The sequence below is a fragment of the Mesorhizobium sp. WSM3626 genome, assembly GCF_000513935.1.
Taxonomy (GTDB): Bacteria; Pseudomonadota; Alphaproteobacteria; order Rhizobiales; family Rhizobiaceae; genus Mesorhizobium; species Mesorhizobium salmacidum.
Genome location: NZ_AZUY01000036.1, coordinates 14,809 through 28,228 on the forward strand (window position 1 = coordinate 14,809; position 13,420 = coordinate 28,228).

The window sequence follows — 13,420 nt, forward strand, 5'->3', positions numbered from 1 at the left end:
GGTTCGCAAAACCCCTGGGTCAGTTCGCCGCCGCGGTCTGCGCGGCGCCGATGGATGCGGTGACATTGGTGACGAGCGACTTGACCGACTGGGCCGTCGCGTCGAAGACGGGTGCGGGATAGACGCCGAAGAAGATGACCAGCACGACCAGCGGATAGATGATCGCCTTCTCGCGGGTCGACAGATCGAGCAGTCCCTTCAGGCTGTCCTTGGTCAGTGCGCCGAAGATCACCCGACGATAGAGCCAAAGCGCGTAGGCGGCCGACAGGATGACGCCGGTGGCGGCGAAGAACGCCACCCAGGTGTTGACGCGGAACACGCCGAGCATGGTCAGGAACTCGCCGACGAAGCCTGACGTGCCAGGCAGGCCGACATTGGCCATGGTGAAGATCATGAACACTGTGGCGTATTTCGGCATGTTGTTGACGAGGCCGCCATAGGCGGCGATCTCGCGGGTATGCATGCGGTCATAGATGACGCCGACGCAAAGGAACAGCGCGCCCGAGACCAGGCCGTGGCTGAGCATCTGGAAGATCGCGCCCTGCACGCCTTCCTGGTTCATGGCGAAGATGCCCATGGTGACGAAGCCCATATGGGCGACCGAGGAATAGGCGATCAGCTTCTTCATGTCCTCCTGCATCAGCGCCACCAGCGAGGTGTAGATGATGGCGACGACCGACAGTGTGAACACCAGCGGCGCGAACATCTCGGACGCCAGCGGGAACATCGGCAGGGAGAAGCGCAGGAAGCCGTACCCGCCCATTTTCAAGAGGATGGCGGCCAGGATGACCGAGCCTGCCGTCGGCGCCTCGACGTGTGCGTCGGGCAGCCAGGTATGTACCGGCCACATCGGCATCTTCACCGCGAACGAGGCGAAGAAGGCAAGCCACAACCAGGTCTGCATGTTGGCCGGGAAGTTGTGCGTCAAAAGCGTCGGGATGTCGGTGGTGCCGGACTGGAAGAACATCGCCATGATGGCGAGCAGCATCAGCACCGAGCCGGCCAGCGTGTAGAGGAAGAATTTGAACGAGGCGTAGACGCGCCGCTTGCCGCCCCACACGCCGATGATGATGAACATCGGGATCAGGCCGGCTTCGAAGAAGACGTAGAACAGCACGATGTCCAACGCGCAGAACACGCCGATCATCAGCGTTTCCAGAAGCAGGAAGGCGATCATGTAGGCCTTGACGCGCTTCTCGATCGCTTCCCACGACGCCAGGATGCAAAGCGGCATCAGGAAGGTCGTCAGGATGACGAACAGCATGGAAATGCCGTCGACGCCTATATGGTAGGAAATGCCGGAGTCCAGCCAGGCGACCTTTTCGACGAACTGGAAGCCGGCCTGCGAATTGTCGAAGCCGGTCCAGATCAACAGCGACACCAGGAAGGTGAATGCCGTGGTTATCAACGCAATGGCGCGGATGTTGCGTCGCGCGTTTTCGCTGTCATCGTTGATGAACAGGATCAGCAGCACACCAACCAGCGGCAGGAAGGTGACCAGCGAGAGGATTGGCCAGGCGGTCATCAGAGCATCATCCAGGTGACGAGTGCGGCAACGCCGATCAGCATGGCGAAGGCATAGTGGTAGAGATAGCCGGTCTGCAGCTTGACGACGCGGTTGGTGACATCGACGACGCGCGCCGAAATGCCGTCCGGCCCGAGCCCATCGATGATGGTTCCGTCACCGGTCTTCCACAGGAAGGAACCGAGACGCTTGGCCGGCCGCACGAACAGGAAGTCGTAAAGCTCGTCGAAATACCACTTGTTGAGCAGGAAGGCGTAGAGCCCGCGATGCTGGGCAGCGAGATTCCTCGGCATTTCCGGCGACCGGATGTAGAACTGCCAGGCCACCGCGAGCCCGATCAGCATGGCGATGAAGGGCGAGAGCTCGACCCAAAGTGGCAGTTCGTGGATCTCGTGCAGGATGTGGTTGTCCGCCAGCGTGAACAGCGACGCCTTCCAGAATTCGGCATAGCCCTCGCCGATGAAGGCGCCGTGGAAGATGATGCCGGCAAACAAAGCGCCGGCCGCCAGGATGAACAGCGGCACCAGCATCACCGGCGGTGATTCATGGACGTGATGCATCACCTCGTGGCTCGCCCGTGGCTCGCCATGGAAGGTCATGAAGATCAGCCGCCAGGAGTAGAAGGAGGTGAAGCCGGCGGCGATGACCAGCGCCACGAAGGCCAGCCCCGCGACCGAATTGTGCCCGGCAAAGGCCGTCTCGATGATGGCGTCCTTGGAGAAGAAGCCGGCGGTGCCGATGACGGTCACCGGAATGCCGACGCCGGTCAGCGCCAGCGTGCCGATCACCATCATCCAGTAGGTGGTCGGGATCAGCTTCCTCAAGCCGCCCATCTTGCGCATGTCCTGCTCGTCGGAGACGGCATGGATGACCGAGCCCGAGCCAAGGAACAGCAGCGCCTTGAAGAAGGCGTGCGTGAACAGGTGGAAGATCGCCGCGCCATAGGCGCCGACGCCGAGCGCCACGAACATGTAGCCGAGCTGCGAGCAGGTCGAATAGGCGATGACGCGCTTGATGTCGTTCTGGACCAGGCCGACGGTCGCCGCGAAGAAGGCGGTGAAGGCACCGATGAAGGTTACCACCGTCAGCGCCGAATGCGACAATTCGAACAGCGGCGAAAGCCGCGCCAGCATGAACACACCTGCGGTCACCATGGTGGCGGCATGGATGAGCGCCGACACCGGGGTCGGGCCTTCCATGGCGTCCGGCAGCCAGGTGTGCAGCGGCACCTGCGCCGACTTGCCCATGGCGCCCATGAACAGCAGCAGGCAGACGACGGTCATCGCCGCCTGCTTGTCCAGCGCATGGCCGAGGAAAGTGAGCACGGCGGCATCCTGCGGCGCGCCTTCAGCAGGAATGAACGTCGCCGCATTGGCGAAGATCGTGCCGAGATTGACCGAGCCGAACAGCACGAACAGGCCGAAAATGCCGAGCGCGAAGCCGAAATCGCCAACGCGGTTGACGACGAAGGCCTTGATGGCGGCGGCATTGGCCGACGGCTTCTTGTACCAGAAGCCGATCAGCAGGTAGGACGCGAGGCCCACCCCTTCCCAGCCGAAGAACATCTGCACGAGGTTATCGGCCGTCACCAGCATCAGCATGGCGAAGGTGAACAGCGACAGATAGGCGAAGAATCGCGGCCGGTTCGAATCGTGGTGCATGTAGCCGATCGAATAGATGTGAACCAGCGCCGACACGGTGTTGACCACCACCAGCATCACCACTGTCAGCGTGTCGATCCGCAGCGCCCAGGAGACGTCCAGGCCGCCGGACTGGATCCAGTGCAGCACCGGCACGGTGAACACCTCGCCATGGCCGAAACCGACGCTGAAGAAGGCGACCCATGACAGCACGGCCGCGATCACCAGGAAGCCGGATGTGATGTATTCGGATGCCTTGGCACCGAGCGACGTGCCGAACAGGCCGACGATCAGGAAGCCGAGCAGTGGAAGGAAGACGATGGCCTGATACATGGTGGTTCCGTCAACCCTTCATGGCGTTCACGTCTTCGACCGCGATCGAGCCACGGTTGCGGAAGAAGACGACGAGAATGGCAAGTCCGATTGCGGCTTCAGCCGCCGCGACCGTCAACACGAACAGCGCGAACACCTGGCCGACCAGATCGCCGAGCGCTGCCGAAAAGGCGACGAAGTTGATATTGACGGCGAGCAGGATCAATTCGATCGACATCAGGATGACGATGATGTTGCGGCGGTTGAGGAAGATGCCGAACACGCCGAGCGTGAACAGGATCGCCGATACGGCCAGATAATGTGCGATGCCGACGACCATCTCAGACTCCTTCGCCCGACTTGACCTTGCGGATTTCCATGCCGGTCGCCGGCGTGCGGCCGACCTGGGCTGCGATCGACTGCCGCTTGACCCCTTCCTTGTGGCGTAGCGTCAGGACGATGGCGCCGATCATGGCGACCAGCAGGATGAGGCCCGAAATCTGGAAGTAATAGAGGTAGTCGGTATAGAGGATGTCGCCGAGCGCTGCCGTGTTCGAGCGCGCGGCGAGATCCGGAATGGGCTTTGCGACCGTCGAGGCGAGCTTCGGCGCGAAGGTGTAGCCGCCCAGCACGACGATCAGCTCCGCCGCCAGGATCAGCCCGACCATCGCACCGATCGGCGCGTATTGCAGGGCTCCTTCCTTCATCTCGGCGAAGTCGACGTCGAGCATCATGACGACGAACAGGAACAGCACCATGACGGCGCCGACATAGACGACAAGCAGGATCATCGCCAGGAACTCGGCGCCGGTCAGCATGAACAGGCCGGCCGCGTTGAAGAAGGTCAGGATCAGGAACAGCACCGAATGCACGGGGTTGCGCGACGAAATGACCATGAACGCCGATGCCACCGCGACAAAGGCGAAGAGGTAGAAAAAGGCCGCCTCTAGTCCACTCAGCATTGGGGATCCCCCGGGTTCCTGTCCGGACACGACGCTTGCGCCTATCCGATTTTCTGCCGCCGCCTCCGGCTGGCAAGTTGCTTGTCCTTAGACGAGGCCCCTCGCCCCGTCCATGCGTCAAATGTCAGCGATACGGCGCATCCAGCGAGATGTTGCGCGCCAGTTCGCGCTCCCACCGGTCGCCATTCGCCAGCAGCCTGTCCTTGTCGTAGTAGAGTTCCTCGCGCGTCTCCGTCGCGAATTCGAAATTCGGCCCCTCGACGATGGCGTCGACCGGGCAGGCTTCCTGGCAGAAGCCGCAATAGATGCACTTCACCATGTCGATGTCGTAACGCACCGTGCGGCGCGTGCCGTCATTGCGGCGCGGGCCGGCCTCGATGGTGATCGCCTGCGCCGGGCAGATCGCCTCGCACAGCTTGCAGGCGATGCAGCGTTCCTCGCCATTGGGATAGCGGCGCAGCGCATGCTCGCCGCGGAAGCGCGGGCTGATCGGCCCCTTTTCGTGCGGATAGTTGATCGTCTCCTTCGGCGCGAAGAACTGGCGCATCGACAGGAAGAAGGCGCTGACGAAATCCTGCAGCAGCAGCGATTTTGCGGCTTGAGACAAAGCGGACATCACGCAAACCCCGTGATCTTGAGGAAGGCCGCCGTGGCGACGACCATGAACAGCGAGATCGGCAGGAACACTTTCCAGCCCAGCCGCATCAGCTGGTCGTAGCGGTAGCGCGGCACGAAGGCCTTCACCATCGAGATGCCGAAGAAGACGAAGCAGACCTTCAGCACGAACCAGATCACGCCGGGCACCCAGGTGAAAGGCGCGAAGTCGAACGGGGGCAGCCAGCCGCCGAGGAACAGGATGGTAGCCAGCGCGCACATCAGCACGATGGCGACATATTCACCGAGGAAGAACAGCAGGAACGGCGTCGACGAATATTCGACCATGTGGCCGGCGACCAGCTCCGATTCGGCTTCGACCAGATCGAAGGGCGGACGGTTCGTCTCGGCCAGCGCCGAGATGAAGAAGATGATGAACATCGGGAACAGCGCCAGCCAGTTCCAGTCGAGGAACGTGTTGGGCAGGCCAAGCCGCGTACCGAGCCCACCCTGCTGCGACAACACGATATCGCTGAGGTTGAGCGAACCGGCGGTGAGCAGCACGGTGACGATGACGAAGCCGATCGAGACTTCATAGGACACCATCTGCGCGGCCGAGCGCAGCGCACCGAGGAACGGATATTTCGAGTTGGACGCCCAGCCGCCCATGATCACGCCATAGACCTCCAGCGAGGAGATGGCGAAGACATAAAGGATGCCGACATTGACGTTGGCGATCGCCCAACCCTGGCTGACCGGAATGACCGCCCAGGCCGAGATCGCCAGCACGGCCGAGACCAGCGGCGCCAGCAGGAAGACGCCCTTATTGGCGCCGGACGGAATGACCGGTTCCTTGAAGACGAACTTCAACAGGTCGGCGAAGGCCTGCAGCGTGCCCCAGGGGCCGACGACGTTCGGGCCACGGCGCAACTGCACGGCCGCCCAGATCTTGCGGTCGGCGTAGAGGATGTAGGCGACGAAGATCAGCAGCACCACGATCAGCACGACTGACTTCAGAAGGATCAGCAGCGCCGGCAGCACGTAGAAGGAGAAGAAGGTATCCATGCTTATTCCGCCGCCTGCTTGAAGCCGCTCTTGGCCAGTGCCGAGCATTCCGCCATCACGGCCGATGCCCGCGCGATCGGATTGGTCAGGTAGAAATCCTTGACCGGCGAGGTGAAGGTGCCCTTGTTCAGCCGTCCGCCTAGCTTCGCGACCCTGGCGATGTCCTCGGCATTACCAGCCGCGACCTGGTCGATGCGGGCGAGATGCGGGTATTCGCCATAGAGCTTGGCACGCAGCTGCGGCAGCGAATCGAACGGCAGTTTCTTGCCCAGCACGTCGGACAGTGCCCTGAGGATCGCCCAGTCCTCGCGCGCATCGCCCGGTGCGAAGCCGGCGCGGTTGGTCTGCTGCACGCGCCCTTCCGTGTTGACATAGGTGCCGGACTTTTCGGTATAGGCCGCCGCCGGCAGGATGACATTGGCGCGGTGCGCGCCGGCGTCGCCATGCGTGCCGACATAGACGACGAAGGCGCCGCCGGTCTTGCTCATGTCGATCTCGTCGGCACCGAGCAGGAACAGCACATCCGTCTCGCCCAGCATGCCGGCAACGGCCTTGCCGCCCTCGCCCGGTACGAAGCCGAGGTCGAGGCCGCCGACGCGCGCCGCCGCAGTGTGCAGCACGGCGAAGCCGTTCCAGTCGGCGCGGGCGGCATTGACGGCAGCGGCGAGCCTGGCCGCCTGGCCGAGCACGGCCGCGCCATCGGCGCGCGCCAGGGCGCCCTGGCCGACGATGATCAGGGGGTGCGTCGCCTTCTTCAGCGTCTGGAAGAACTTGCCGTTGCCATCCGCCAGATCCTTCAGCGAATCCGGCCCGGCGCCCAGCTGTTCGTAGTCATAGCGCGTATCGCCGACATCGCCGATGACGCCGACCGGCAGATTGCCCAGGCGCCAGCGCTTGCGGATGCGGGCATTGAGCACCGAGGCCTCGAAGCGCGGATTGGCGCCGACGATCAGCACCGCGTCGGCCTGCTCGATGCCTTCGATGGTCGGGTTGAAGATATAGCTGGCGCGTCCGAGCGCCGGATCGAGCGCGGCGCCATCCTGGCGGCAATCGATGTTCTTCGAACCGAGCGAAGCCATCAAAAGCTTCAGCGCAAAGATTTCCTCGACCGCGGCGAGATCGCCCGCGATCGCACCGATCTTCTCAGGCGTCGTCTTCGAAACAGCGTCCTTGATCGATGCGAACGCTTCGGCCCAGCTCGCCGGAACCAGCTTGCCGTCCTTGCGCACATAGGGGCGGTCGAGTCGCTGCGTGCGCAGGCCGTCCCAAATGAAGCGGGTCTTGTCGGAAATCCATTCCTCGTTCACGGCCTCGTTGACGCGCGGCAGGATGCGCATCACTTCGCGCCCACGACTATCGACGCGGATCGCCGAGCCGACGGCATCCATGACGTCGATGGATTCGGTCTTGGTCAGCTCCCACGGCCGCGCCTGGAAGGCGAAAGGCTTCGAGGTCAGTGCGCCGACCGGGCAGAGATCGATGACATTGCCCTGCAGTTCCGAGGTCATTGCCTGTTCGAGATAGGTGGTGATCTCGGCATCCTCGCCACGGCCGATCAGGCCAAGTTCAGAAATGCCGGCTACCTCGGTGGTGAAGCGGACGCAACGCGTGCAGTGGATGCAGCGGTTCATCACCGTCTTGACCAGCGGGCCGATATACTTGTCTTCCACCGCGCGCTTGTTCTCGTGATAGCGCGAGGAATCGACGCCGAAGGCCATCGCCTGGTCCTGCAGGTCGCACTCGCCGCCCTGGTCGCAGATCGGGCAATCCAGCGGGTGGTTGATCAGCAGGAATTCCATCACGCCTTCCCGGGCCTTCTTGACCATGGGCGTGTTGGTGAAGATTTCCGGCGGCTCGCCGTTCGGACCGGGGCGCAGGTCGCGCACGCCCATGGCGCAGGAGGCCTGCGGCTTGGGCGGCCCGCCCTTCACCTCGATCAGGCACATGCGGCAATTGCCGGCGATCGACAGCCGCTCGTGGAAGCAGAAGCGCGGCACTTCCGCGCCCGCGTCCTCGGCCGCCTGCAGCAGCGTGTAATGGTCGGGTACAGTGATTTCTTTCCCGTCGACCTTGAGCTTTGCCATTCGTCTCAAACCCCTGCGGATTTCCCGCAATCTCATTTCCCGGGCGCGACAGAAGCAGCGCCCGACATTCCGTTTACTTCTTGGCGGCCAGCGCCACGGCCTGGGCAGTCCAGCCGTCGCGGCCGATACGGCCGTTGAACGACAGATAATCGTCGACCCAGGCGATCTCTTGCGGCGACCATGCCGCGATCTGGGCGAACGTCCAGATACCGAGGCCGTTCAGCACTTTTTCCAGCTTCGGACCGATGCCCGATATCGCCTTGAGGTCGGACGGCTTCGCCGGCTTCGCCATGGCCTTGGGCTGGCGGAAATCCTCGGGCAGCAGCACATCGGCGGCCTCGCTTGTTGCCGGAGCGGCACTTGCGGTCGGCGCGATGATGGCGTCTTCCCTGGCTGCGATATCGGTGACTTCCTGGGCGAAGGACTGCGCCTCGGCAATCATGGTCTTCGCCGTCGCCCGCGCCCTGGTGGACGACGAGTTCGCATCCTCGAATTGCTCGACGCGTGCTTCGAAATCCTCGATCAGCGGCTGCATGAGGCGCTGTGACGCCTCGGCTGCCCCCGAAAGCGCGCCCATCCAGACGCCGAACGCATGATTGGCGAGCCCCATGCCAAGCGCCGACATCGCCACCGCACCCGCGACAGGGTGCGCGAAAAGGTTGACGGCGTTGGCCATCTCCTTCGGCAGCATCCTGGTCAGGTCTTGGTTCATCTTCTCGATCTGGTCCAAATTGGGCATCAATGGGTAGGGTGTCGAATACGGCGCCATAGAGTTCTCCTGGTCGATTCTTCGTTCGTCCCGCCCCGTTTTCTTCCCGAGTTCAAAAGTTTCTTTTTATTCCGCCGCCACCATCACCGGTTCGGCCCGGTGCGCGTTGCGCGAAAATTCGTCGATGCGCCGCTCCACCTCGCCGCGGAAATGCCGCATCAGGCCCTGGATCGGCCATGCCGCCGCATCGCCCAAGGCGCAGATCGTGTGGCCCTCGACCTGCTTGGTGACGTCGAGCAGCATGTCGATCTCGCGCTTCTGCGCCTCGCCGCGCACCAGCCGCTCCATCACCCGCCACATCCAGCCGGTGCCTTCGCGGCACGGCGTGCACTGGCCGCAGCTTTCATGCTTGTAGAAGTAGGAAAGCCGCGCGATCGCCTTCACGACATCGGTCGACTTGTCCATGACGATGACGGCCGCCGTGCCGAGGCCGGATTTGAGATCGCGCAACGCGTCGAAATCCATCGGCGTGTCGATGATCTGCTCCGCCAGCACCAGCGGCACCGAGGCGCCGCCCGGAATGACCGCGAGCAGATTGTCCCAGCCGCCGCGGATACCGCCGCAATGCGTCTCGATCAGTTCGCGGAACGGGATCGACATCGCTTCCTCGACGGTGCACGGATTGTTGACGTGGCCGGAGACGCAGAACAGCTTGGTGCCGACATTGTTGGGCCGGCCGAAGGACGAGAACCACGCAGCCCCGCGGCGCAGGATGGTCGGCGCCACCGCGATCGATTCGACATTGTTGACCGTCGTCGGGCAACCATAAAGGCCGACATTGGCCGGGAATGGCGGCTTCAGCCGGGGCTGGCCCTTCTTGCCTTCGAGGCTTTCCAGCAGCGCCGTTTCCTCGCCGCAGATATAGGCGCCGGCGCCGTGATGCATATAGATTTCGAAATCGTAGCCCGACGTATTGTTCTTGCCGATCAGCTTGGCCTCGTAGGCCTCATCGATCGCCCGCTGCAGCGCCTCGCGCTCGCGGATGAACTCGCCGCGCACATAGATGTAGGCGGCAATCGCGCCCATGGCGAAGCCGGCCAGGAACGCGCCTTCGACCAGCGTGTGCGGGTCGTTGCGCAGGATATCGCGGTCCTTGCAGGTGCCGGGTTCGGATTCGTCGGCGTTGATGACGAGATAGCTCGGCCGGCCGTCGCTCTGCTTGGGCATGAACGACCATTTCAGCCCGGTCGGAAAGCCGGCCCCGCCGCGTCCGCGCAGGCCCGACGCCTTCATCTCGTTGACGATCCACTCACGCCCCTTGGCGACGATGCCGGGCGTGTTGTCCCAGGCGCCGCGCGCCATCGCACCGGCCAGCGACTTGTCGAAGAGGCCGTAGATATTGGTGAAGATGCGGTCTTTGTCCTGAAGCATTTTTCGTCCCTCAGACCGGCTTCTTGCCGAAGACGCGGATGTATTCGGCGACGCCGCCCTTGGCGAGCGCCTTGGCTTGGCGGACCCAGTCGTCGCGGTCGATGCGGCCCTGGAAGGAGAGATAGCCGTCGACCCACTCTCGTTCGGCCTTCTTCCACGACGCGACCTGCGCGAAGGTGAAGATGCCCAGCGTGTGCAGGATACCCTCGATCTTCGGACCGACCCCGGAGATCAACTTGAGATCGTCGACCGCGGCCGGCCTGTCGATACCGGCCGGACGGTTCTTGTCCTCCAGCGATGGTTTTGCCGGCTTTGCGACTGGCACCTTGGCTTCCGGCGCCTTGAAGGCCGATGCCGGTTCGGCCCTGACCGTCGGTCCACTGCGCTGCTTGGAGACCTTCTCCACTTCCGGCGCCGCTTTGTTGGCATTGGCGGCCGAATGCAGCGGCGCAGAAACGCTCGCCGCCTTCTCCGTGGCCGGCGCCACCTTGGCCTTTGAAGGCGTCTTCAACGCCGGGCTGGTCTCAGGCGCGTCGGTCTTCGGCTTGCTGGCATTGGACGGCGCGACAGGGGCGGCAGGAGCACCAGCCGCCGGTGGCGGCACCGGCGCCGCGATGATCGCGCCGGGTGCTGCCTTGGCAGCCTTGGCTGCTTCCCGGGCCTCCCGGTCGCGGGTCGACTTGAGGATCGCCTTTTCGCTCTTCAGCGTCGTCAAACCGGAGGCCGGCTCCGAGCCTGTACGGCCATTCTGCGGTCCGGGCGCCACCGAGGCCCCCTTGCCGGCATCATAGAGATCGATGATTTCGGCCAGACGCTCGGGTGTCAGATCCTCGAACGTATCCTTGAACACCATGACCATCGGCGCGTTGACGCAGGCACCGAGGCACTCCACCTCCTCCCACGACAAGGTGCCCTTGTCATTGGTGTGGAACTGGTCGTGGTGGATTTTCGAGCGGCACACATCCATCAGCGCTTCCGAGCCGCGCAGCATGCACGGCGTGGTGCCGCAGACCTGGATGTGGGCGCGGGTACCAACGGGATTCAACTGATACTGCGTGTAGAAGGTCGCGACCTCGAGCCCGCGGATGCGGGGCATGTCGAGCATGTCGGAGATAGTCTCGATCGCCGCTTTGGTGACCCAGCCTTCCTGCTCCTGCGCAAGCATCAAAAGCGGAATGATCGCCGACTGCTCGCGGCCCTTGGGATACTTCTTGATCCATTGCTTGGCAGCCGCCACGTTCGCCCGGTTGAAGGCGAAGGAGGCTGGCTGGACGCTGGCTTCTGCGAGACGGCGGACTGACATTTAGCGATCGACCTCACCAAACACGATGTCGAGGGAGCCAAGAACGGCGGTGACGTCTGCCAGCAGGTGGCCGCGGCAGAGGAAATCCATGGCTTGCAGATGCGCGAAACCGGGTGCGCGCAGCTTGCAGCGGTAGGGCTTGTTGGTGCCGTCGGAGACCAGATAGACGCCGAACTCGCCCTTCGGCGCCTCGACCGCCGCATAGACCTCGCCGGCCGGCACGCGATAGCCTTCGGTGTAGAGCTTGAAGTGATGGATGAGCGCTTCCATCGAACGCTTCATCGCGGCACGCTTGGGCGGCACTACCTTGCCGTCGAGGTTCGACACCGGACCGGTGCTCTCCTTGCCGAGCAGCAGGTCGACGCATTGGCGCATGATCCGCGCCGACTGGCGCATTTCTTCCATGCGCAGGAGATAACGGTCGAAGCAGTCGCCGTTCTTGCCGATCGGGATGTCGAAATCCATTTCCGAATAGCATTCATAGGGCTGCGACTTGCGCAGGTCCCAAGGCGAACCCGAGCCGCGCACCATGACGCCCGAAAAGCCCCAGGCCCAGGCGTCGGCCAGCGAAACAATGCCGATATCGACATTGCGCTGCTTGAAGATGCGGTTGCCGGTGAGCAGCTTGTCGAGGTCATCGAGCGATTTCAGGAACGGGTCGATCCACTTGCCGATGTCCTCGACCAGTTGGCGCGGCAGGTCCTGGTGGACGCCGCCGGGACGGAAATAGGCCGCATGCATGCGCGAGCCGGAGGCCCGCTCATAAAACACCATCAGCTTTTCGCGCTCGACGAAACCCCACAGCGGCGGCGTCAGAGCGCCGACGTCCATCGCCTGCGTCGTCACATTGAGGATGTGCGACATGATGCGGCCGATTTCGCAATAGAGCACGCGGATCAGCTGGCCGCGCCTCGGCACCTCGATGCCGAGCAGGCGCTCGGCGGCGAGCGCGAAGGCATGCTCCTGGTTCATCGGGGCGCAATAGTCGAGCCGATCGAGATAAGGCACCGCCTGCAGATAGGTCTTGGCCTCGATCAGCTTTTCCGTACCACGATGCAGCAGGCCGATATGCGGATCGACGCGGTCGACGACTTCGCCGTCGAGTTCGAGAACCAACCTCAAAACACCATGCGCCGCAGGGTGTTGAGGGCCGAAATTGATGTTGAAATTGCGGACGGAGGTTTCAGCCATTTACTGCTTTGCCTTCTCATCCCCAGGCAGCACATAGTCGGTGCCTTCCCACGGGGAAAGAAAATCGAAATTGCGGAATTCCTGCTTGAGCTCAACCGGCTCATAGATCACGCGCTTGGCCTCGTCGTCGTAGCGCACTTCGACGAAACCGGTCAGCGGGAAATCCTTGCGCAGCGGATGGCCTTCGAACCCGTAATCGGTCAGCAGGCGGCGCAGATCGGGATGACCGGAGAACAGCACGCCATAGAGATCGTAGGTCTCGCGCTCGAACCAGTCGGCGCCGGGATAAACGCCGGTGATCGACGGCACCATCGTCTCTTCGTCGGCCTGCACCTTGACCCGGATGCGGACATTCTGTTTCGGCGACAGCAGATGGTAGACGACGTCGAAGCGCTTGGCCCGCGACGGATAGTCGGCGCCGCAGACATCGATGATCGAGATGAACTGGCAGCGGGCATCGTCGCGCAGGAAAGTCATCACTTCGACCAGGTCGCGCGGCTCGACATTGATGGAGAGCTCGCCATAGGCGAGCACCGCGTCATTGACGCGGCCGATCAGCTTCTCGCCGAGATAGGTCGACAGTTCGCTAAGGGATGCGGCCATG

Annotated in this window: 12 protein-coding genes; all 12 read right to left on the minus strand. The window is 63.1% G+C overall.

Going from position 1 to position 13,420, the window contains the following annotated elements:
• Positions 1-19 precede the first annotated feature (19 nt).
• Positions 20-1,525 carry an NADH-quinone oxidoreductase subunit M gene (locus M653_RS0121970; RefSeq protein ID WP_027145286.1) on the minus strand — a complete coding sequence of 502 codons (1,506 nt, stop codon included), beginning with the start codon at positions 1,523-1,525 and terminating at the stop codon, positions 20-22.
• Positions 1,525-3,498, minus strand: a complete 1,974-nt coding sequence (gene nuoL, locus M653_RS0121975) for an NADH-quinone oxidoreductase subunit L (protein WP_027145287.1) — start codon at positions 3,496-3,498, stop codon at positions 1,525-1,527. The genes M653_RS0121970 and nuoL overlap by 1 nt, the downstream gene beginning before the upstream one ends.
• A gap of 10 nt (positions 3,499-3,508) precedes the next feature.
• Positions 3,509-3,817, minus strand: coding sequence for an NADH-quinone oxidoreductase subunit NuoK (gene nuoK / locus M653_RS0121980; RefSeq protein ID WP_027145288.1), 309 nt, complete (start codon positions 3,815-3,817; stop codon positions 3,509-3,511).
• Position 3,818: 1 nt separating this feature from the next.
• A complete protein-coding gene (locus M653_RS0121985; protein ID WP_027145289.1) occupies positions 3,819-4,439 on the minus strand; it encodes an NADH-quinone oxidoreductase subunit J in 621 nt (206 codons plus the stop codon).
• Positions 4,440-4,563: 124 nt separating this feature from the next.
• The gene (gene nuoI / locus M653_RS0121990) at positions 4,564-5,055 is read right to left on the minus strand and encodes an NADH-quinone oxidoreductase subunit NuoI (RefSeq protein ID WP_027025978.1); all 492 of its coding nucleotides are present in this window, start codon (positions 5,053-5,055) and stop codon (positions 4,564-4,566) included.
• Positions 5,055-6,098, minus strand: coding sequence for an NADH-quinone oxidoreductase subunit NuoH (nuoH, locus tag M653_RS0121995; RefSeq protein WP_023763315.1), 1,044 nt, complete (start codon positions 6,096-6,098; stop codon positions 5,055-5,057). The genes nuoI and nuoH overlap by 1 nt, the downstream gene beginning before the upstream one ends.
• Positions 6,099-6,100: 2 nt before the next feature.
• Positions 6,101-8,182 (minus strand): NADH-quinone oxidoreductase subunit NuoG, encoded by a 2,082-nt coding sequence (nuoG, locus tag M653_RS0122000; protein WP_027145290.1) that lies wholly within the window; start codon positions 8,180-8,182, stop codon positions 6,101-6,103.
• Between the two features lie 73 nt (positions 8,183-8,255).
• A complete protein-coding gene (locus tag M653_RS0122005; RefSeq protein ID WP_027145291.1) occupies positions 8,256-8,951 on the minus strand; it encodes an NADH-ubiquinone dehydrogenase in 696 nt (231 codons plus the stop codon).
• A gap of 66 nt (positions 8,952-9,017) precedes the next feature.
• A complete protein-coding gene (gene nuoF, locus M653_RS0122010) occupies positions 9,018-10,322 on the minus strand; it encodes an NADH-quinone oxidoreductase subunit NuoF (RefSeq protein ID WP_027145292.1) in 1,305 nt (434 codons plus the stop codon).
• A gap of 10 nt (positions 10,323-10,332) precedes the next feature.
• On the minus strand, positions 10,333-11,625 hold the full coding sequence (locus tag M653_RS0122015; protein ID WP_027145293.1) for an NADH-quinone oxidoreductase subunit E: 1,293 nt from the start codon (positions 11,623-11,625) through the stop codon (positions 10,333-10,335).
• On the minus strand, positions 11,626-12,816 hold the full coding sequence (locus M653_RS0122020; protein ID WP_027145294.1) for an NADH-quinone oxidoreductase subunit D: 1,191 nt from the start codon (positions 12,814-12,816) through the stop codon (positions 11,626-11,628).
• Positions 12,817-13,419, minus strand: coding sequence for an NADH-quinone oxidoreductase subunit C (locus M653_RS0122025; protein ID WP_027145295.1), 603 nt, complete (start codon positions 13,417-13,419; stop codon positions 12,817-12,819). It abuts the gene before it with no gap.
• Between the last annotated feature and the right edge of the window lies 1 nt (position 13,420).

What these genes read in the sequence shown, in the direction of transcription:
- M653_RS0122020 (WP_027145294.1), bottom strand. Translation starts at nt 12,816, where the DNA reads ATGGCTGAAACCTCCGTCCGCAATTTCAACATCAATTTCGGCCCTCAA.
- nuoF (WP_027145292.1), bottom strand. Translation starts at nt 10,322, where the DNA reads ATGCTTCAGGACAAAGACCGCATCTTCACCAATATCTACGGCCTCTTC.
- nuoI (WP_027025978.1), bottom strand. Translation starts at nt 5,055, where the DNA reads ATGTCCGCTTTGTCTCAAGCCGCAAAATCGCTGCTGCTGCAGGATTTC.
- M653_RS0122015 (WP_027145293.1), bottom strand. Translation starts at nt 11,625, where the DNA reads ATGTCAGTCCGCCGTCTCGCAGAAGCCAGCGTCCAGCCAGCCTCCTTC.
- nuoG (WP_027145290.1), bottom strand. Translation starts at nt 8,182, where the DNA reads ATGGCAAAGCTCAAGGTCGACGGGAAAGAAATCACTGTACCCGACCAT.
- nuoH (WP_023763315.1), bottom strand. Translation starts at nt 6,098, where the DNA reads ATGGATACCTTCTTCTCCTTCTACGTGCTGCCGGCGCTGCTGATCCTT.
- M653_RS0122025 (WP_027145295.1), bottom strand. Translation starts at nt 13,419, where the DNA reads ATGGCCGCATCCCTTAGCGAACTGTCGACCTATCTCGGCGAGAAGCTG.
- M653_RS0122005 (WP_027145291.1), bottom strand. Translation starts at nt 8,951, where the DNA reads ATGGCGCCGTATTCGACACCCTACCCATTGATGCCCAATTTGGACCAG.
- M653_RS0121970 (WP_027145286.1), bottom strand. Translation starts at nt 1,525, where the DNA reads ATGACCGCCTGGCCAATCCTCTCGCTGGTCACCTTCCTGCCGCTGGTT.
- nuoL (WP_027145287.1), bottom strand. Translation starts at nt 3,498, where the DNA reads ATGTATCAGGCCATCGTCTTCCTTCCACTGCTCGGCTTCCTGATCGTC.
- M653_RS0121985 (WP_027145289.1), bottom strand. Translation starts at nt 4,439, where the DNA reads ATGCTGAGTGGACTAGAGGCGGCCTTTTTCTACCTCTTCGCCTTTGTC.
- nuoK (WP_027145288.1), bottom strand. Translation starts at nt 3,817, where the DNA reads ATGGTCGTCGGCATCGCACATTATCTGGCCGTATCGGCGATCCTGTTC.